Below are 20,799 nucleotides of genomic sequence, written 5' to 3'. Positions count from 1 at the left end.
AATGAGCTTAGTTACAGCGGGATGGAGTGATGGAGGCATGAAAGACATATTCGTTCAGATGGAAGGGATCAACAAGTATTTTCCGGGCGTTCAAGCCTTGCAGGACTGCCGCTTCGAATTAAGGCGGGGCGAGGTGCACGCGCTGGTCGGTGAGAACGGGGCGGGCAAGTCGACGATGATGAAGGTGCTGACGGGCGTCTATCAGAAGGATGGCGGAAGCATCGTATACGAAGGAACGGAAGTCGAGATTCCAAGCGCGAAAGCCGCGCAAAGTCTGGGGATTTCGATTATCCATCAGGAGCTGAACCTGGCCCCCGATCTGACGGTGGCGCAGAACATCTATATCGGACGCGAGCCTCGGCGGGGACTTAGGCTGTTTCTGAACGAACGGGAGCTGAAGCGCAGGGTAGAGCGGTTGTTCGAACGGCTGAACATGGAGCTGGATCCGGATGAACCGGTCGGCAATCTTACCGTAGCGAAGCAGCAGATGGTGGAAATCGCCAAAGCCTTGTCTTACGACGCCAAGGTGCTCATTATGGACGAACCAACAGCCGCGCTGAGCGATACGGAGATCGATGATCTGTTCGTTATTATAAACCAGCTTAGAGCAAGCGGAGTCGGCATCGTCTACATCTCGCACCGGATGGATGAGCTGAAGAGGATTACGGACCGGATTACCGTCATGCGGGACGGTCGGTATATCGACACGGTGCCGACGGATTCCGTTACGAACGAGAAGATTATCGCGATGATGGTTGGGCGCGAAATTTATGACAGCACGAAGCAAAGCCGGATAGCGGAGAACAGCGAGACGGTGCTTGAGGTGAAGGGGTTAAGCCGCAAGGGAGCGCTGGACAATATCAGCTTCAAGCTGCGCAAAGGAGAGATCATCGGCTTCGCCGGGCTGATTGGAGCGGGGCGGACCGAAGTGGCAAGAGCGATTTTTGGCGCCGATCCGCTCGATGCGGGAGAAATAACGGTGCATGGGCGCAAGGTCGTAATAAAGCAGCCTTATGACGCGGTACGGGCGGGAATCGGCTACCTGTCCGAGGACCGCAAGCGGTACGGCTGCATTGTGGAGATGGACGTGAAGACCAACGTGGCCGTCGCCTCGCTCCGGCAATACGTGAATGGGGTAGGCTGGGTGAACCGGAGCAAGATTGCGAAGGCGGCCGATCAGATTGTCGAGATGCTGAAGGTAAAGACGCCTCATATCGATCAGGATGTTAAATTCCTTTCCGGAGGCAATCAGCAGAAGGTTGTAATCGGCAAATGGCTGACCCAGGGCTGCGACATTTTGATTTTTGACGAGCCGACCCGGGGCATCGATGTCGGGGCAAAAAGCGAAATCTACAAGCTGCTGAACGATCTCGCCGCCAAGGGCAAATCGATCATTATGATCTCCTCGGAGCTTCCCGAGATTTTGCGGATGAGCCACCGCATCATTGTGATGTGCGAAGGGCGCATCACGGGCGAGCTGGACCGCGAGGAAGCCACGCAGGAGCGGATTATGCGATACGCGACATTAAGAGCTTAACAACGGAGTTTAGGGGGAATCTCTATGAAAATGCAGCCAAAAGCCGAAATGGCGCAGCTAGGCGGCAAGCAGACCGCGATTATTCTGAAGCCGGGCGTTCTGCAGCAGGTGCTTGCTTTTGCCAGTCTGATCGTCCTTATTCTCGTATTCACCATTTCGTCCAGCAACTTTTTTCAATTCTCCAATATCGTGGGGATTCTGCTCTCGACCGCGGTGACCGGCGTCCTGGCACTGGGCTCTACGTTTGTCATTATAACGGGCGGCATTGATTTGTCGGTCGGAACGGTAATGACTTTAAGCGCGGTGATGACCGGGGTGTTTATCACGTATTGGGGACTGCCGGTTCCGATCGGCATTATCGGGGGCATCCTGACCGGCGCCGTTTGCGGGCTGCTGTCAGGGGTGATGGTCGCCAGGCTCAAGATCCCGCCTTTTATCGCTACCCTTGCCATGATGATGATCGCCAAAGGTCTAGCCCTTGTCATCTCCGGTACGAAGCCGATCTACTTCAACGATCATCCGGTGTTCAGCGAGGTGTCGCAGGGCTCGTTCTTCGACGAGATTATCCCGGGCTTTGCCATCCCGAATGCGGTTGTCATCTTCTTCATCGCCGCGATTATCGGAAGCATCCTGCTGTCCAAAACGATCGTCGGCCGTTACAACTTTGCCCTCGGCAGCAACGAGGAAGCGACCAGACTGTCCGGCGTTAACGTGAACTATTGGAAAATCGTAATCTACACCCTAACCGGTGTCTTCACCGGTCTGGCGGGTATCCTGATTGCTTCCCGGCTCAATTCCGCCCAGCCCGCGCTTGGCGCCGGTTACGAGCTTGAGGCTATTGCGGCGGTTGTCATTGGCGGTACCTCGCTTAGCGGAGGGAAGGGGACAATCGTGGGCACGGTTATCGGGGCTCTGATTATGAGCGTGCTGACGAACGGGCTTCGGATTCTGTCCGTTCCGCAGGAATGGCAGACCGTGGTTGTCGGCTTTGTCATCTTGCTTGCGGTATACGCTGATATCCTGCGCCGCCGCAAAGCGTAAGGCCTGTTATCGCTAGAAGCTCTGACCGGCCGATGTGCCGGAACAAGAGATTCTATACAGAAGGATTCCATCCAAAAATCAAAGGGGAGATTTCGGTGAAGAAGTTTACGGCATTGCTGCTAGTAGCGTTAATGACAGTTGTTATGATGAGCGCCTGCGGTGCGAACAATTCGAACAGCGCAGACAACTCAAAGAGCTCGAGCAATACAGGCAGCAAATCCGGTACGAACAACGGCGGAACCAAAGCGGGCGGGGACAAGATTTATATTCCGATCATTTCGAAAGGCTTCCAGCATCAATTCTGGCAGGCGGTTAAACAAGGCGCCGAGAAGGCCGCAGCCGAATTCAACGTGGAGATTACCTTCGAAGGTCCGGAAACCGAATCGCAAGTGGATAAACAGATCGAAATGCTGCAGGCCGCTCTCGACAAGAAGCCTAGCGCGATTGGTTTTGCCGCCCTCGACAGCCAGGCATCGGTGCCTCTCCTGCAGAAGGCGAAGGACGCGGGCATTCCGGTTATTGCCTTTGATTCGGGCGTAGACAGCGATATTCCGGTTACCACCGCTTCGACGGATAACAAGGCCGCTGCCGCCCTTGCCGCAGACAAAATGGCGGAGTTAATCGGCGGAGAAGGCGAGGTTGGCGTCATTGTGCATGACCAGACCTCCGTTACCGGCGTTGACCGCCGCGACGGCTTCGTAAACCGGATCAAAGAGAAATATCCGAATATTAAGATTGTCGACATTCAATACGGCGGCGGCGATCATCTGAAATCGACGGACCTTGCCAAGGCGATGATCCAGGCGCATCCGAATATTAAAGGCTTCTTCGGGGCGAACGAAGGCTCTGCGGTTGGCGTCATTAACGCCGTAACCGAGCTGAAGAAGGAAGGCCAAATTACGATAATAGGCTTCGATTCCGGAAAGGCGCAGCTGGATGCGATCAAGAGCGGCGTTATGGCCGGCGCCATTACGCAGAATCCGGTAGGTATCGGCTATGAAACGGTTAAAGCGGCCGTTGAAGCGATCCGGGGCGAAAAAGTGGAGCCATCGATCGATACGGGCTTCTATTACTACGATAAATCCAATATCGACAGCGACGAAATTAAAGCGGTATTATACGAATAATCAGCTGAAAAGAAGAGGATAAAACTAGCGGCCGGGTGTCATATTCATTGACGCCGGCTGCTTTTTTTCATCCTCCTTTTTTGAAAAGACCTGAGGATTGTGTTACCCTAAAAAGAAAAGGTTGGAGGTCACGATGGCAAAAGAGCACAAAAAAATATCTGGATTAGAGATTTTTAAAAGGGCTATTTTTATCACGATTGGTTCTGTATTGATGGGTGTTTCACTGGAATTATTCCTCGTGCCAAACGATGTAATCGACGGTGGTATCACCGGTATCTCCATTATGGTATCCGAATTAACCCACTTGCCCCTTGGTCTATTCATCTTCATCCTGAACATTCCGTTCCTGTTCATCGGCTTTAAGCAGATCGGCAAAACGTTTGCCATATCTACTCTATACGGTATCGCCGTTATGTCGATTACCACGCAGCTGCTTCACCACGTACATGCTTTTACCGAAGAGAAACTGCTGGCCGTCCTGTTCGGCGGGATCATTCTTGGAGCCGGCGTTGGTCTTGTCATCCGCTTTGGCGGTTCCCTCGACGGCACGGAGATTCTAGCGATTCTGGCATCGAAAAAATTCGGCATGCCGGTTGGTCAAATCATCATGATCGTCAACGTCTTTATCTTTATCCTCGCAGGTTTTGTGTTTGAATGGAATTCCGCGATGTATTCGATGGTCACCTATTATCTCGCAACCAAAGTCATGGACATCGTTGTTGAAGGTATTGAGGAATCCAAATCCGTCACGATTATATCCAGCGCGTACGAAGAAATCGCCGAAACGATTATGACCCGTCTGGGACGCAGCACGACTTATATCCAGGCACGCGGCGGTTACTCCAGGGAAGAGACGCAAATGGTTTATTGCGTGGTCAGCCGTCTCGAAGTGGCGAAGCTGAAAGCGATCGTGCATGACATTGATACAAAAGCGTTTATCGCGATCGAAAATGTTGCCGACGTGCAAGGCGGCGGCTTTACGAAGAAAAGCATCCACTAAACGGATTAAAGCTTGTTTAGCAGAGCAGTGAGCCGTTCCGGGTAATCGGTAATGATTCCCGCGACTCCCGCTTGGATCAGCCGAAGCATCTCGGCCGGTTCATTGACTGTAAACACGTTATAGATAACGCCATGCTGGGCGGCTTCCGCAACCCAGTCCGGCAGCACGGCAAAATGCGAGGCATGCAGGGCGGAAGCTCCAATCGACAAGGCGTATTTCCACGGACGGTATAAGCCTTCCATGTACAAGATGCCAGTCCGTATTTCCGGAGCCAGCCTCTTGCACTCGATAAGCGAATAATGATTAAAGCTGGAGAGGATGACCTGATTCTCCATGCCGTAAGCACGGACGGTTTCGATTACCTTTTGCTCCATTCCGGGGTAAGGCGCGATGCCGTTTTTTAGTTCGATGTTGAGAATCGTCCCGGTCTGCCCGGCTAAGTCCAGCAGCTGCGCGAGCGTCGGAATCCTGGCGTCCTTGAAATTCGGGGAAAACCAGCTGCCGGCATCCAATTGAAGCAGATCATGGGACTGAATATCGGCGACAAGGCTATTCAACCCGGTTGTCCGTCTCAGCATTTCATCGTGAATGAGCACCAGCTCGCCGTCCTTGGTCATTTGCACATCGGTCTCGATCCCTGCAGCGCCAAGCTCGATCGCCTTCTCGAAGGCGATCATCGTGTTCTCCGGATAATTGCCCGAGGCTCCCCGGTGCGCATAATTCACAAGCGTAGTCATAACCGTTCTTCCACTCCCATCTCCATCATAAAATTGAATTGATTTTACTTTACTTCTGATTTGTTTGCGGCATATTATCTTTATCAGGTTTATGCGCGGATTGCGGATTGCATACCCCTAGGGGGTATGATACAATAAGACTATTCCATACCCCCTGGAGGTATTTAAAGATGATTGAACAAGAGAAGACCGAGCATTGCCATTCGAGCGAACCGGAACAACAAGGTGCCGAGCGGAAGAGCCATCATTCCGATAAGATGAAATCCAACCTCGTATCGCGCCTGAACCGGATAGAAGGCCAAATCCGCGGCGTTAAGGCGATGATCGAGAAGGATACGTATTGCGATGATGTGCTGAACCAGATTGCCGCGGTGCAGTCTGCGCTGAACAGTGTCGGGAAGCTTCTGCTGGAAGGTCATCTGAAAAGCTGCGTGATCGAGCGCATTCAGGCGGGAGAAAGTGAAGTTATTGACGAGCTGCTCATTACCGTAAATAAATTAATGAAATAAAATCGGGAGGGATTTATATTATGGCAAACGTAACGTTGAAGGTTGAAGGGATGTCTTGCGGCCATTGCGTTAGCGCGGTGGAGAAGGCGGTTACCGGAGCAGGAGCAAGCGGTACCGTGGATCTGGCTGCAGGCAAAGTAACCGTTCAGTACGACGAGAAAAAGGTATCGCTTGACGCCATCAAGGAAGCGATTGAAGATCAAGGCTACGATGTCGTTTAACCGGCTATAAAGAGGCGCTGCCAGCTCCGACGGAGTCCGACAGCGTCTTTTTTTCTGCTTAATACGAGCCCACTCGTATGATGCACATTATGCAGGATAATAAAGCCTTTTCGATCGATGCAGGGTATTACGTTGCACGGAATGCTGCAAATTGGAGAAAAGCGATTCGAATTCGCCTCAATCGGGGCATTATCCTGCATTTTGTGCAGCATAAAGCCTGTAGCTTCTCCAATAATGAGCATTATCCTGCATTCCGTGCAATGCATCGAACACGTTGCTTTTGCTTCTTCCATAGGTGATTAGCGTATACCGGCTCTGGGTATATTGTTAGGGATAAATGGAAGGAGCGAATACAGCGCATGATGCATAGACGTAATCGAAAAAATCGCAATCGCACGTTGCATATCGGACTTATGGCCGTTCTTTTGTCGGCTGCCTATACATCCAGCCAAACGGGCTGGGCCGCATCCGGCTCTGCCGCAGCAGCTCCCGCGCCCGCATCCGGGGTAACCTTCGGTCAAGCCGGCACGCGGCTATCCGGCGACACCGCCGCAGGTCATGAGCATCACCATGCCCATGAAGAAGGGCATAACCAGAGCGTCACCGTGCAGTGGAGCTTCCTGCCGAAGCAGCCGGAGGCCGGCAATCGCGCAGCTATTCAGCTTAACTTCAAGGATGCGCACGGCCGTCCGGTTCAAAGCTTTGATCTGAATCATGAGAGGGAGATTCATCTCATTGCGGTCAGCAGCGATTTAAGCGAATTTCAGCATCTTCATCCGGTCGATGAAGGACAGGGGCATTTTACGGTAGACACCGTCTTTCCGAAAGGCGGAGCCTATAAGCTGTTTGCGGATTTTGTCCCGGCCGGAGGGAGTCATCAGGTTGCTCGGACGGAAGTGACGGTTGGCGGCAAAACAACGGCGGCCGTTCCGCTGGTACCGGACAAGAGGCTTGTTCAGACGGTTCAAAGTACCGTCGTATCGCTGCACACCGGCGAGCTGCAAGCAGGGAAAGAGACGGCTCTCGCCTTCTCGTTCAAGGATGCCGGGACAGGCAGACCGGTGCCGGATATGGAGCCTTACCTTGGGGCGGCGGGACATGTGGTTATCGTCAGCTCGGATCTTCGGCATTATTTGCATGTTCATCCGAAGGAAGGGCAGACGGCGGGACCGGAAGCTTTATTCGAGACGACGTTCCCTTCCCCGGGCATTTATAAAGTATGGGGCCAGTTCCAGCGCCACGGCGACCTATTGACCTCTTCCTTTACGATTAAAGTGGGGGAACAAGCATAGCTGCCGCTATCCTTGCGCAACCTAGGTCAATAATGGAAGCGAAGGGATGGTATAGAGAACCATGAATGAGAAAATTATTTCGATTCTCGAAGGCAAAATCCGGCATATCGACAGCGAGGACGGGGAGATTTATTTGGTTGGACCGATCAAGCTGCCGGTTAACCTGGATGATCAGACGGCTATTTTTCATTGGTATTGCTGGCTGTTATGCGAGGAGGAAGCAGATAAGCTAGAGGATATTATACATAAGCTGTCCGGCGCCAATCTCGCGGAGATGCAGCAATCAAGCGTGCTCGTTTATGGTGATTTCGAGCATGCGGACGAGGCGTTTATCCGGATGCACAGCATCTGCCATACGGGAGATATATTCGGCAGCAAGCGCTGCGACTGCGGCTACCAGCTGCATCAGTCGATGAAGATGATTGCGGCGCATGGGGCGGGAGCGCTTTTTTACCTGGCGAATCATGAAGGGCGCGGAATCGGGCTGTTCAGCAAAGCGATGGCCTATCTGCTTCAGGAGCAGGGTTATGATACGGTCGAGGCGAACCTTAACCTCGGATTTGTGGATGATGCGCGCAACTACGGCGATGCCATCCGGGTGCTGCGCTCCTTGCGGCCGAAGGACAAGCCGGTTACCCTCATTACGAATAACCCGCGAAAGCTGGACGCGCTGCGCAATGCCGGGCTTGACGTTTCCGACCGGATTCCGCTCTGGGGAGATGTGTCGGAATATAACGAGAAATATTTGCAGACGAAGATCAACCGGTCCGGTCATCTCGTAGGCGGTTGTCCGGAGCAGTAGCGGTATTCCATATAATGTGTGCGTCCCATCCCTGTAATTCCTGTGATATAATTCAAGAAAAAGCGCAGGAAGCGGTGAGGTCGCGTGACTTGGCAGACGAATCGGGACGGGGAAGTGCCGGAAGTCATTCATGAAATCATACTTGAAAGCTTTCGGCTTGCCTTTCAGCTGTTAGGCACGCATTGGCGCACCGTAGGAAAAGGCTGGTCTTACAAGGAGCATCAGCATCCGCTGCTGGAGCTCAATGTCGTGCTTCAGGGGAGCCAGCGAACCGTGATCTCCGGTAAAGAATATGTTCAGCGGGCAGGGGACCTGCTTCTGATCCGGCCTGATGAAGTGCATCACAGCCGTAACGCGTCGGATGAGCCGATGACTTATTTTGCGCTGCATCTCGATGTGGACGACCCCGATTTGTTCTACTTGCTGGGCCGGATCGAGCAGCATTTGTTCCGGGCGGAATCGCCTACCGTGCAGCAGTTGATGCCCCATATCGAGGAACTGATGGAAATCTGCTCCGCCGAGCCGGAAAATGATATCGTCAGGCGGCTGGATATCCGGGTCAAGGTAATGCAGATTTTGCTGATTCTGACGATGGAGGCTAGAAGTCTGACGCAGCCGCATCCGGGGAGAGGCGGGAGACCGCAAGGCGAATATTCCGTTCCCTTATTGCGTCACCGCGAGCAGAGCTCGCTGGAGAAGAAGGTTCAAACCTTGTTTTCCGAGCCGTATATGCGGGATGTCCAGAGGGATGAGGCAACCTTGCCTTCCTTCAGATGGGCGGGAGTGTTTACGTTTCAGATGGAGGACAAGCCGTTCTGGCAGTCGACGGACCGTTTCTGGATGAAGGAACAGCTAACCGAGAATATGAAGGAGCTTGGGACGGTCGTTGTAATAGACGACCCTCCTTTTATGAATGCTGCCGTTCTGACCTCGAAGCACGCCGTTCCGAATATGGAAGAGATCGTGCTGAAGAAAAAAAGAGAGCTTGAAGAGCGGCTGGGCATTCCGATCAAGCTGGGCTTTGGCGGGATTACCGCGGCGCTGTCGGAGCTCCGCTCCTTGTACCTGAACAGTCTGCGTCAGCTGGGGCATGCGGGGGAAGCAGGCGAGAAGCTGCTCCGTTACGAGTTTGTGAGCCGCATTATCCGTTCCGCGATGCAGATTATGGAGGCCGAGTACGGGGACAAAGGGCTGTCTCTCGTCGCGCTGGCGAAGCGGCTTGGCGTGACGCCCAATTATTTAAGCAATCAGTTCAGCTCGCAGACCGGCGCTACGTTTACTCATCATCTGACGAGCATTCGGATCCATCAGGCCATCCGGCTTATGCGAGAGACGAATCTGAAAATATATCAGGTGGGCGAGCTGGTCGGCTATGCCGATCATGCCTACTTCAGCCGTTTATTCAAAATGACGGTGGGGGTCAGCCCCGCGAAATACCGACTGTCCGAGCAGTCATTTTAATGGATTTGGGCAAACGCCGCAGTAACCCCGGGTAACCGGGGTAGCGGGTTTTCTTGCAAAACCAATCGTAAACGCTTACATTTTATCTTAAAATAATCCAACAAATCTTAACTTTTTACATTGCTGATGGTTTAACCCTATGTGACACTGAGGGTAGGTATTGACGACGAAGATAAACGTCTGAAAGGTGGTGCCCGCATGTACAACGTACTTGTTGTAGATGATGAACCGTTTATGCTGGAGGGCTGGAGAACCATGGTGGATTGGGAATCGCATGGGTTCCGGCTTTGCTGGGCCGTATCGGACGGCAGGGAAGCGCTTGAGGTTATGGAGCGGGAAGTGCCCGATCTTGTATTTACCGATCTGCAGATGCCGGTTATGGACGGACTTGAGTTAATCCGGCAAATGAAGCAAAGCCAAAGGCTGAAAGAGATAAAAACGGTGATCGTGAGCGGTTATTCGCGGTTTGATGCCGCGCAGTTTGCGATCCGTCATCAGATAGAGCAGTACCTGTTAAAGCCGCTTATCGAAGAAGAGATACATGAATTGCTGGACTCGCTTCGGGTAGACATGGATCAGCGGAACAGCATGGAGGCATCGGCGAGCGAATCGTTATCCATCGTATTTGCGAGAGCGCTGCAGGAGGAGGACGAGGAGGCGCGGACAGCCTTGCTTTCCCATCTGGGCTGCTTGCCGGAGGCGGCGGGGAGACTGATTGTCCTTGACGTAACGGGCGGAAAGCCCGGGCCAACGATGGAAGAAGTGGAAGCTGAATTGACGGGACTACCGGCCGGCAGCCGATGTATGGAGGAGCCATCGGGTTCAACCGGGCTGCTTGTGTGGTCTCGGCAGCAGGATGGCCTGGAAGAGGGATTAGACTCGGACGTTAGGCGGATTGCGGAGAGGCTTTCCGGCCGGTGGCCTTATTGCTCGATATATGTCAGCGGAGAAACGCAGGGCTGGCGGCATCTAAAGCAGCTGTATACGCAGCTTCAGGAACTCCGAAGCAGGGGCTTGTACAAGGGACGGGCGGGTGTCTTTTGGTATGAGCACAGGGATGAGCATACGCATTGGCGGTGGGAGGATGCGGCGAGCCGGGCAGAGGCTTTACTGGCGGCGGTAGAACGTAACAATGTTTCTGCGATAGAGAAGGCTGCCAGCGCACTCGTCGAGTTTGTTGAAGGAACCAATAAACCGGCAAGCAGCTTGGCGGCCTCTCTCTCTTATCTGCAAGGCGGACTGCTTCGGGCTTATCATAAAGCCGGCGGGGATCCGGCCAATCCGCCGGAATGGATTCTGCCCCAATACGGCCTGGTGGGGAATGTGCGGGAACAGTTGTCGGCAGCGTGCCTGCAGGCAGCCGGGGAGATCGACGAGCTGAACGGCAAGAAGCCGGAAGGCAGGCTTCAGGAGGCCGTTGCGTACGTAACCGATCATTACCGGGAGAAGCTGCAGTTGAAGGAGCTTGCGGAGCTCTTCAGTCTGAACCCGGTCTATATGGGCCAGCAGTTCAAACGGGTAACCGGTTATTGTTTTAACGACTATATGCATCTTCTGAGAATCAAGGAAGCGAAGAAGCTGTTGCTTCGAACGGATCTGAAGGTGTCTACCATTGCAAACGAGCTTGGGTATCACAGCACCGAATACTTCGGCTCCGTCTTCAAGTCCCTAACGAAAGTATCGCCCTCGGCTTACAAATCAAATCAAAAGGGGATTGTCTTGAGTGATGAACAGGCTGTTTCCGAATAAAATCAACGATATTCCCTTAAATCTAAAATTTTTAATGATTTACGTGTTATGCATCCTCATCCCCATTATCGGCATCAACGTTTTTTTCTACCAACAGAACTCGGATAATATCCGGATTCGCGAACAGGAGAACCTTCGCAAATCGATGGACCGGGCCGCAGCGGAGCTGCACAGCATGATTGACGAAAGCGTAGCGGTCAGCCATTCCATTGAAGGCGACGATTCCCTGAACGAGGTGCTCGACAAAACCTACGACAGCCCTGTCTCCTCTTACGAGAGCTATGACAGCGTTCTTCGCAATAAGCTGAAGCGTTACATGCCCGTATACCCGAACATTTTGGAAATCCGGATTTATACGTATAACCATTCCATTCAGACCGGAAACAATTACTATGTCATTAATGCCCCGGAAGAAGCAAGTCCTTGGCTTGGGCCTTTGTTAAGGCAGCCAGGCCATGCTTTCCGTGTAGTTGCCTATTCGGAGGAATCGGGGACAACAGGCCCGGCAAAGAAAATAAGCGTCATTAGCGACATGGATCAAGGATTCAGCATTGTTAAACCGCAATATCGCAAATTTCTAAGGATCGATTTGAACGTAGATAAAATCTACGATATTTTGAGCAGGGAAAGCGACAGCCTTCAGCTGGAGCTGGTAAACGAGCAGAACCAGGTTGTGGCGGAAACGGGCGGCCGAAGCAAATCGGTTTATGATGCCGATATGTCGGATTGGGCAAAGGGAGACGTTTTTGTATCGAATCTGGGCACGGTCAGTTACGTGCAAGGATGGAAATTGATCGGAAGGGCTAACAACGACCGGATTGCGACTCTTCTGGATGAAGCTCGGCGTTCCATCCTGTGGCTTGCGGTCATAAGCACGCTTATTCCTTCGCTCTTAATATTCGTTATGCTCCGTTCTTACCATTACCGGATCAAGAAGTTAGCCCGGCATATGGACCGCGTGCGCAACGAACGGTTTGATCAGGTGACTCTCCCGGAAGGGAAAGACGAGATTGGCGGACTTATTAATACCTACAATATGATGACGAGGAAGATCAATACGCTGATTAACGACGTCTACAAACTGGAGATTCATCAGAAAAGTCTGGAGGTCGAGCGGGTGCGGATGGAGATGAATATGCTTCAGAGCCAGATGAATCCGCATTTCCTGTTCAATACTTTAAATGCGCTTCTTGTTGTGGCGACGAAAAACGGTTACAAGGATGTGACCGAAATTATAAAAAGCCTGTCGCTTCTTCTCCGGAGGCTGCTCCGGCGGGCGGATGATCTGGTACCGCTGAAGGAGGAACTGCAGTTCACCCTGATGTACCTGCAGATTGAGAAATTCCGTTTCGGCGATCGGTTTGATTACGTTGTTGATATCGATCCGCTTGCGAATGACGTCCGGGTACCGATCATGAGCATTCAACCGCTGGCGGAGAATGCCTGCAAGCACGGGCTGCAGGCGATTAAAGGCGGAGGGTCCGTCAGAATCGAAGCCCGCCTGTCCGAACGGGGGTTAACGGTCTCCGTAGCCGATAACGGAATCGGCATGGAGCAGGAGGCGCTGGACCGGATTCAGCAGGCGGTCCGTTCGGAGCAGGCAATGGAAGGACATGTCGGTCTGCGCAACGTGTACCGCAGGCTGGAGCTATTTTACCATGAAAGCGTACAATTCCGGATGATGAACGGCCCGGAGGGCGGATTGACCGTGAGCTATCAAATACCGCTCCAGCAGCTTGAGCATAACCAGACAAAGCCGGGTGCGGCTTCGTAAATGGAAAGGGGGAGCAGCATGTACCGTGTCCTGCTTGTTGATGATGAGCCATTTGCAATAGAAGGCCTTCAATTATTGATAGACTGGGAGAAGAACGGATTCGAGGTGGAATCGGTCTGCGGAGACGGCGAAGAGGCAGCCCGTCTGATCCGGGAATCCAAGCCCGATTTAGTCGTTACGGATATTCGCATGCCGATCATGGATGGATTGGAGCTTATTTCCCAGATGAGGATGGAAGGGCATAAACAGACTAAATTTGTCGTCATGAGCGGCTATAGCGACTTCGAGTATGCAAGGCGGGCTCTGCAGCTCGGCGTCTCGCATTATTTGACCAAGCCGATTATGAGCGATGAAGCCAATGAAGTGCTGGAATGTTTGAACAAAGTATTGGGGGAAGAGAGCCGCAGACAGAAGGCTGCCCGCTATACGGAACGCTGCGCACAGCGCCGGGCATTAACCGCATTGATACGCGGCGAAGAATTATCCGATGCCGACAAGACTTCTATTAAACGCCTTTCCGTAGATGCTGCCGGATGGGTATATATACGCGTTGAACTGGACGAATCGGAATTGGCCTCCGCAGCGGAAGCGGTCGAGGAGCTGCTTGAGAAGGGGCAAGGCGAAGGGGGATTCGGAGGCTGCATACTGGATCAGGAGCTGACCTCTTTTGGGCTGGTCTGCATACTTAAAGAAGACAGCAAGCCGGCTATGCAGGATATGGCGGAGCTTCTGTACAAAGAGATCCGGGGTTCGGTTCATGGAGGCCTCAGCCTGGTAGTCGGCAGTCTGGTGAAGGAGGCGGAGGAGCTTGGCAGCTCATACCGGCACGCGGAGGAAGCGGGTGCTTATCTCTTTTATGACCGAAGAGAGAGGCCTCTCTACTACGACGAGATCAAGGAGCAGGGCTTTGCCTATGATTCCCATCTATGGGAGGCGGCCGAAAAAATCATAGAGGCAGTTGAAACCAATGACGAAGAACGGATAGTCGAGCGCTTGCAGCAAATCTTTGATCATTTTGCCGATAAAAGGACGATGCCATCCTTGATCTCCGCCTTTTCTACCCACATTATGGTGCAATGCTCCGGCATCTACAAAGAGCTTGGCGGGGACGCGGACCAACTGCTTGAGAAAACCGGGTATCCGCTTGTTGGGGCGAATGAGCATTCCTTGCTGAAGCTGCACGCGTTTTTGCTGAGCTTTTGCCTAATGTGCCGGGAAGAACTGTCATTGTGTCGAAGCCGGCAGCAGGGGGGGACCATTGCCAAGGTAGAAGAATATTTGCGCCAGCATTACTGCGAATCCGTTACGGTGAAGGAGATAGCGGAAATCTTCTATATGAATCCCGTCTATCTGGGGCAGGCCTTTTCCAGAAAGTACGGGGTCAGCATTCATGAATACATTCATCATCTGCGGATGAACGATGCGAAGAAACTGCTCCATAACCAGGATATTTCGGGGGCGGCGCTGGCGGAGGGGCTTGGTTATTGCAGCTATCAGCATTTCTTGAAGCAATTCGAAAAACGTTTCGGCATGAAGCTTGCCGAGTATAAAAAAACAATACCCCACCTTAAATCGTAGGGGGATAATGCTTAACTCTGATTATGATGTAAACGCATTCAAATACCTCATAATGTAGAGGTAAGCACACAATCCGTAGGAGGAGAAGCAAATGGGGGTTAAAGCAAAAAAGCCATTGTTGACAACTATGGCAGTCGCGGTTGCCTTAAGTTTAACGGTTGCAGCGTGCAGTAATGGCAATAACGGTGGCAAAAATAGTAACAGCGATGCGTCCGCTGCGCCATCTACATCTGCGAACGCAGGCAATTCGGGCACAAATGCAACGGACGAGGCTTTGAAGCCGGTTGAGATCTCGGCATTTATCGGGGCGCCTGGCCAATCGCCGACACCGGACAACAAGCTGTTCAAAAAAATTAAAGACGAGCTTGGCATTACGTTTAAGACGGAATTCCTGGTAGGCGACCTTGAGCAAAAGCTTGGCGTTATGATTGCCGGCGGCGACTATCCTGACCTGATTACCGCGGACCCTAAGCTTGTATCGGCGGGTGCTGTTATTCCACTTGAAGATCTTATTGAGCAGTATGCTCCGAAGCTGAAAGAGCATTACGCGAAATACTGGAACCGGATGAAGGATCCTTCCGACGGCCACATTTACTGGCTGCCTAACTACGGCGCGTATCAAGGCAATGTGAACGAAACGTTCTACAGCGGTCCTGCCTTCTGGATTCAAAAAGCCGTACTGAAGGAATTCGGTTATCCTAAACTCCAAACCCTTGATGATTATATGAAGCTGATCCGCGAATATCAGGCGAAATATCCTGAAATCGACGGTCAGAAAACAATCGGCTTTACGACACTCGCGTCCGACTGGCGGACATTCGGCCTGCTGAATGCGCCTGAGCATCTGACAGGACATCCAAACGACGGCGGCGTTGTTGTAGACAATGGCGTGGCAAGCGTTTTCGCGACGCAAGACATTTCGAAACGTTACTACAAAGAACTGAACGGCCTGTACAACGAAGGGCTGATGGATAAAGAAGCATTTACCCAAAACTATGACCAGTATTTGGCGAAGCTGACTCAAGGCAATGTCCTTGGCATGTTCGACCAGCACTGGAACTTCCAAACCGCGGAAGACTCTCTGAATACGCAAGGCAAGTCCGACCGCACTTATGTAGGCTTCCCGCTTGTTTATGACACAAGCATTAAGGACTACTACCGCGACCGCGCCGTTATCAACTTGAACAACGGCTTTGGTATTTCGGTAGACGCGAAGGATCCGAAACGCATTATTCAAGCGCTTGAACAGCTGATGGATGAGAAATACCAGAAGATGTTCACTTGGGGCGAAGAAGGCGTTGACTATCAAGTTGGCGCGGACGGCAAATATACCAGAACGCCTGAGCAACGCAAAAACTACGAGGATCCGGCTTGGAAGCTTGCCAACCTCGGAGACGGCATTTACGGATACCTGCCTAAGATTGAAGGTACTTTGAGCGACGGCAATGCAACATCGCCGGGCGGAGACCCTGTAGAATTCTATGACAGCTTGAAAGATGTCGACAAAGAAGTTCTGAATGCTTACGGCCACAAAACATGGACGGAATTCTTCTCGATGCCGCCGGATAATCCGGTTTACTACCCGGCTTGGCAGATCGACCTGATTGACGGCTCCGATGCTTCGATTGCCAACAAGAAAATGACGGATGCTTCGCTGAAATTCTTGCCTAGAGCGATTATGTCGAAACCTGATCAATTCGATAAAGTATGGCAGGATTACGTAGACGAGTATAAGAAAATCAACGTAAAAGCTTACGAGGACCGCATTAACGAACAAATTCAATGGCGTATTCAAAATTGGAGCACCAATTAATGTAAGGCAGCAGAAAGCGGAAGGGATGAAGCAGACTGCCTCAGCCCTTCCGCTTTATCTTTGGAGCGGAGGAAGGAAGAGAGATGGCGAAACCCGTAGATACTATAGCTGTAGAGGCTGCTATCCAGCCTAAGAAGACCCGCAAATCCAAGCGGTTCAAAAACCAGGGTCAGCTTATGTGGATGTCGCTGCCCGTACTCATTTATGTCATGCTCTTCTCGTATTACCCGATTTGGGGCTGGACAATGGCTTTCCAGAATTACAAGCCGGCAAAATCTTTTGGCGAGCAAGAGTGGGTTGGCTTAAAGCAGTTTAAATTCTTGTTTACCGATGACAGTTTCTTGCGCGTTTTGCGTAATACGATTGGCATGAGTGCCATTAACATGGTATTAGGCTTCGTAACGGCCATTGTTTTCGCGATTCTGTTAAACGAAGTGAAGAACAAGCTGTTTAAGCGTTCGATTCAGACGATTTCGTATTTGCCGCATTTTCTATCGTGGATTATCGTAACTGGAATTGTTGCAACTTCGCTGTCCGTGGATGGCGGTATCGTCAATGAAGTATTGATGAAGCTTGGAATTATTCACGAGCCTATCATGTGGCTTAGCGAGCCTAAATATTTCTGGGGCATTGTTGGCGCATCGCATGTATGGAAAGAAGTCGGTTGGAATGCAATCATCTATCTGGCGGCGATTACCTCGATTGATCCATCCCTGTATGAGGCGGCGGAGATTGACGGGGCTAACCGTTACCATAAGATGTGGTATATAACGCTGCCAGGCATCAAGTCCATCGTTATTATTTTGCTCATCATGAACCTGGGCTGGATTCTGGAAGCTGGCTTTGAAGTGCAATATTTGCTTGGCAATGGCGTTGTAGTCGATTGGTCGGAGACCATAGATATATTCGTACTGAAATACGGACTCAAGCAGGGCAACTATTCGCTTGCAACCGCAGCGGGTATATTCAAGACGGTTGTCAGCATCACGCTTATCTACGCCGCCAATACGATAGCGAAGCGATTCGGCGAAGAAAGGCTTATTTGATAAGGAGGGGATTACAATGAGAAAAAGAACACTTCAGCTTGAGCCGGCGATTTTTGGTACAGTCAATGCCATCATCATGATATTGCTGGCCGTAGTTACGCTCTACCCCTTCTTGAATACGCTAGCCGTATCCTTTAATGCGGGGCTTGATACGATTCGGGGCGGTATTTACGTCTGGCCGCGGGAATGGACGCTTCAGAATTACAAAGCGGTATTTGTAACGGGAACCGTGTTTAATGCCTTCTTTATCTCGATCGCGCGTACCGTACTGGCAACCGTGCTCAGCTTGTTCCTTACGACGATGCTTGCTTATACGGTAAGCCGGAAGGAATATGCTTTCCGCAAGCCTATAACGATTATTATCGTGATGACGATGTACTTTAACGCGGGTCTGATTCCGTATTACTTCTTGGTCAAGGACCTTCACCTGCTCAATAACTTCCTGGTTTACATCGTTCCTGGCCTGGTAAGTGCCTTTAACATGATCGTCATCCGTACCTATATCGGAACGTTGTCGGAGAGCCTGATCGAATCGGCAAAAGTAGACGGGGCGGGAGATTTCCGCATTTTCTTGCAGGTCATTCTCCCGTTATGCCAACCGGTGCTTGCTACAGTCGCATTGTTCGTAGCGGTAGGACAATGGAACTCCTGGTTCGATACGTTCCTGTTCACCTCTTCGAAGCAGGAGCTTAGCACGCTTCAATACGAGCTGATGAAGCTGCTCTCATCGGCTATGAACTCCAACAGCAATCCGGCTCTGCAAAACGGCGGCGATGCCAGCGCGGCAAAAGCTATGGTTACTCCACTGTCGATCCGTGCTGCCATTACAATCGTCGCATCCTTGCCGATTCTCGTTGTCTATCCGTTCCTGCAAAAATACTTCGTTGTCGGCATGCAGCTCGGCGGCGTAAAAGAATAGTCGCACGACAAAAAGACCATCCTAAGGGGCAATGCCCTATAAGGATGGTCTTTTTTGTCGTGGTTAAAGAGCCGATTGCGCATTCGAAATGCTAAGCTCAGTTACCAACCTGCTGAGCGGTATGTAAATTCGGCAGTCAGGGTAAGCTGACTGCCGAAACGGTCCCAAAAAGAAAAGGTGAGGGAGCGAAGCGGAAATAACGTACTGGAGAAGTGAAACATTCGCCTTTTGCCCCAGAATTTCATCCGCAATAAGCAGATTATAATCGAAGCAATTCGGGGGCAACAGCGATCGGAAGGACGTTATTTCCGCGCAGCGGCTGCCCATCTTAAATTACTCTAAGCTAAGTTAAGCTAAGCTAAGCTGCAGCCAAGCGCAGCAAGCTCACCTTAATAAATCTCTACGTCATTAGGATTAGTCCGTCCAACTTCCTTGCTCAACTCATCGAATGATTTCACTTTGCCATGCGTTGGATGCTGCGTGTGCTTACGCTGCTTCCACGCGTTCTCGCGGCGGTTTTTTGGCGATGTCATGGTTAGTCCCTCCCTTCCTAAGCAATAGGTTGGCGTTTTGGGCACCGAATCATGCAGAAGAGAACGCTCATCATAATTTAGGCGATTTAGGTAATGATAACCTGTATTAATGAACGGTGGTGACACAACAGTGCCAACGAAAACAAAGACCAGAAGCTTGCCCGAAGGAAAATTGGATCATCATGCAATTAACAAATTTGAGGATGTGCCAATACGGCCAACGATAGAAGCGAACGGCAAAATCATGGAGGAGCTCTTCAAGGACAGCTCCGATATCGTCATGCGCGACTTCGAGATCGAGAATGGTCCCAAGGCGCTCCTGTGCTATGTTGACGGGATGGTAACGACCAGCGCCGTCGATGCTGCGATGAAGGCGCTTATGATCCTTGAGGGCGACGAATTTACCGTTGATCAGATTACCGAGCAGACCCTTCCGGTAGCCCAAGCTTCCAAGATCAAGTTCTACAAGGAGCTGCTCACAAACCTGTTGTCGGGCGACAGCGTTCTGTTCGTTGAAGGGCAGGATACAGCCGTCTGTCTTGGCCTGAGAGGCGGCATCCGCCGCAGTGTAGCCGAGCCCGAGACGGAAACCGTGGTTCGCGGCCCCCGCGAAGGCTTTAACGAGCATCTTCGTACCAATACGTCGCTTGTACGAAGCAAGATCAAGTCGCCGCGGCTGAAGATGAAGTCCTTCGTCATCGGAACCGAGACGAATACGAATGTGATCCTGACCTACATGGCGGGAATCGCAAATCCCAAGCTGCTGCAGGAAGTGGAAGACCGCTTAAACCGAATTCATATCGACGGCGTTCTGGAGAGCGGATATATCGAGGAGTTCATCCAGGATCAGGGCTTCTCTCCGTTTCCCCAGGTACAGACAACGGAACGACCGGATACGGTGGCCGCATCGCTTCTGGAAGGACGGGTTGCCATCCTTGTGGACGGCACGCCTTTCGCCTTAATCGCTCCGTTTGGCTTTTGGCAGTGGCTGCAGGCAAGCGAGGATTATTATGAACGGTTTATGGTCGGTACCCTATTGCGCTGGCTAAGATTGTTCAGCCTGTTTGTCGCTTTGTTTTCCCCGGCATTGTATATCGCGGTTTCTACCTATCATCCGGAGATGATTCCGACTAACCTGCTGCTTAGCATCGCTGCCTCGCGCGAAGCGATTCCTTTCCCCGCCGTCGTAGAGGCGCTTATTATGGAGATCGCCTTCGAGGCGCTTCGGGAAGCGGGCGTTCGGCTGCCGCGTATAGTCGGCCAGGCCGTCAGTATCCTGGGAGCGCTTGTAGTAGGTCAGGCGGCGGTTCAGGCCGGCATCGTGTCGGCGGCAATGGTTATCGTCGTCTCGATGACAGGCATCGCATCCTTTACCTTGCCTCGTTACAATGCGGCAATCGCTATCCGGATGCTTCGGTTTCCGATCATGCTGCTCGCCTCGGTCTTTGGCCTGCTTGGCATTATGATCGCGGCAATGGTTGTGGTTGGTCACTTGGCGAAGCTTACGACATTTGGCATTCCGTATCTGGCCCCCGTAACGCCGGTTGAACTGAGCGATATGAAAGATGTCATGGTTCGCGCGCCATGGTGGAAGATGAGAAGGCGTCCGAAATACTTGACTCCCGATAATCTTCAACGTCAGCGTCCGCAGCCTGAATAA

At 51.8% G+C, this 20,799-nt stretch carries 18 protein-coding genes; 16 read left to right on the top strand and 2 right to left on the bottom strand.

Annotation, left to right across the window (positions count from 1 at the left end; translation table 11 throughout):
* Nucleotides 1-37: 37 nt before the first annotated feature.
* The 4 genes from EV294_RS22215 (at nt 38) to EV294_RS22200 (ending at nt 4,705) form a co-directional block, all read left to right on the top strand.
* Nucleotides 38-1,537: a sugar ABC transporter ATP-binding protein gene (locus EV294_RS22215; protein WP_132310802.1), complete on the top strand. Its 1,500-nt coding sequence runs from the start codon at nt 38-40 to the stop codon at nt 1,535-1,537.
* Nucleotides 1,538-1,585: 48 nt separating this feature from the next.
* A complete protein-coding gene (locus EV294_RS22210) occupies nt 1,586-2,578 on the top strand; it encodes an ABC transporter permease (protein WP_132310961.1) in 993 nt (330 codons plus the stop codon).
* 131 nt (nt 2,579-2,709) lie between these two features.
* Nucleotides 2,710-3,705, top strand: a complete 996-nt coding sequence (locus EV294_RS22205; protein WP_207918179.1) for an ABC transporter substrate-binding protein — start codon at nt 2,710-2,712, stop codon at nt 3,703-3,705.
* Nucleotides 3,706-3,838: 133 nt separating this feature from the next.
* On the top strand, nt 3,839-4,705 hold the full coding sequence (locus EV294_RS22200; RefSeq protein ID WP_132310788.1) for a YitT family protein: 867 nt from the start codon (nt 3,839-3,841) through the stop codon (nt 4,703-4,705).
* Nucleotides 4,706-4,710: 5 nt separating this feature from the next.
* Here EV294_RS22200 and EV294_RS22195 read toward each other — a convergent pair whose 3' ends face one another.
* Nucleotides 4,711-5,442, bottom strand: coding sequence for a glycerophosphodiester phosphodiesterase (locus EV294_RS22195; protein ID WP_132310786.1), 732 nt, complete (start codon nt 5,440-5,442; stop codon nt 4,711-4,713).
* A gap of 170 nt (nt 5,443-5,612) precedes the next feature.
* Here EV294_RS22195 and EV294_RS22190 point away from each other — a divergent pair, with 170 nt between their 5' ends.
* The 11 genes from EV294_RS22190 (at nt 5,613) to EV294_RS22140 (ending at nt 18,606) form a co-directional block, all read left to right on the top strand.
* Nucleotides 5,613-5,951 (top strand): metal-sensitive transcriptional regulator, encoded by a 339-nt coding sequence (locus tag EV294_RS22190; RefSeq protein WP_132310784.1) that lies wholly within the window; start codon nt 5,613-5,615, stop codon nt 5,949-5,951.
* Between the two features lie 20 nt (nt 5,952-5,971).
* Nucleotides 5,972-6,172, top strand: coding sequence for a copper ion binding protein (locus EV294_RS22185; RefSeq protein ID WP_132310782.1), 201 nt, complete (start codon nt 5,972-5,974; stop codon nt 6,170-6,172).
* A gap of 359 nt (nt 6,173-6,531) precedes the next feature.
* Entirely contained in the window at nt 6,532-7,464 is a 933-nt protein-coding gene (locus EV294_RS22180; protein ID WP_132310780.1) for a hypothetical protein, read from the top strand.
* A 61-nt stretch (nt 7,465-7,525) separates the two neighbouring features.
* Nucleotides 7,526-8,266, top strand: a complete 741-nt coding sequence (locus tag EV294_RS22175) for a GTP cyclohydrolase II (RefSeq protein WP_132310778.1) — start codon at nt 7,526-7,528, stop codon at nt 8,264-8,266.
* An 84-nt stretch (nt 8,267-8,350) separates the two neighbouring features.
* Complete coding sequence (locus EV294_RS22170) at nt 8,351-9,727, top strand: AraC family transcriptional regulator (RefSeq protein WP_132310776.1); 1,377 nt, start codon at nt 8,351-8,353, stop codon at nt 9,725-9,727.
* 198 nt (nt 9,728-9,925) lie between these two features.
* Nucleotides 9,926-11,476 (top strand): response regulator transcription factor, encoded by a 1,551-nt coding sequence (locus EV294_RS22165; RefSeq protein ID WP_132310774.1) that lies wholly within the window; start codon nt 9,926-9,928, stop codon nt 11,474-11,476.
* Nucleotides 11,454-13,250 carry a sensor histidine kinase gene (locus EV294_RS22160; RefSeq protein ID WP_132310959.1) on the top strand — a complete coding sequence of 599 codons (1,797 nt, stop codon included), beginning with the start codon at nt 11,454-11,456 and terminating at the stop codon, nt 13,248-13,250. Before EV294_RS22165 ends, EV294_RS22160 begins: the two co-directional genes overlap by 23 nt.
* An 18-nt stretch (nt 13,251-13,268) precedes the next feature.
* Nucleotides 13,269-14,828, top strand: a complete 1,560-nt coding sequence (locus EV294_RS22155) for a response regulator transcription factor (RefSeq protein ID WP_165930774.1) — start codon at nt 13,269-13,271, stop codon at nt 14,826-14,828.
* Between the two features lie 91 nt (nt 14,829-14,919).
* A complete protein-coding gene (locus tag EV294_RS22150; protein WP_132310770.1) occupies nt 14,920-16,641 on the top strand; it encodes an ABC transporter substrate-binding protein in 1,722 nt (573 codons plus the stop codon).
* 83 nt (nt 16,642-16,724) lie between these two features.
* Nucleotides 16,725-17,687 (top strand): ABC transporter permease, encoded by a 963-nt coding sequence (locus EV294_RS22145; protein ID WP_127495371.1) that lies wholly within the window; start codon nt 16,725-16,727, stop codon nt 17,685-17,687.
* A gap of 16 nt (nt 17,688-17,703) precedes the next feature.
* Nucleotides 17,704-18,606 carry a carbohydrate ABC transporter permease gene (locus EV294_RS22140; RefSeq protein ID WP_127495370.1) on the top strand — a complete coding sequence of 301 codons (903 nt, stop codon included), beginning with the start codon at nt 17,704-17,706 and terminating at the stop codon, nt 18,604-18,606.
* Between the two features lie 389 nt (nt 18,607-18,995).
* Here EV294_RS22140 and EV294_RS30405 read toward each other — a convergent pair whose 3' ends face one another.
* Nucleotides 18,996-19,139: a DUF6254 family protein gene (locus EV294_RS30405; RefSeq protein WP_164775478.1), complete on the bottom strand. Its 144-nt coding sequence runs from the start codon at nt 19,137-19,139 to the stop codon at nt 18,996-18,998.
* 130 nt (nt 19,140-19,269) lie between these two features.
* On the opposite strand from EV294_RS30405, the gene EV294_RS22135 reads away from it, so the two are divergent.
* A complete protein-coding gene (locus EV294_RS22135) occupies nt 19,270-20,799 on the top strand; it encodes a spore germination protein (RefSeq protein ID WP_132310768.1) in 1,530 nt (509 codons plus the stop codon).

It is taken from the genome of Paenibacillus sp. BK033 (genome assembly GCF_004345425.1).
Taxonomy (GTDB): Bacteria; Bacillota; Bacilli; order Paenibacillales; family Paenibacillaceae; genus Pristimantibacillus.
Note: the sequence above shows the minus strand (reverse complement) of the source record. Positions and strands in the feature narration are given on the sequence as shown.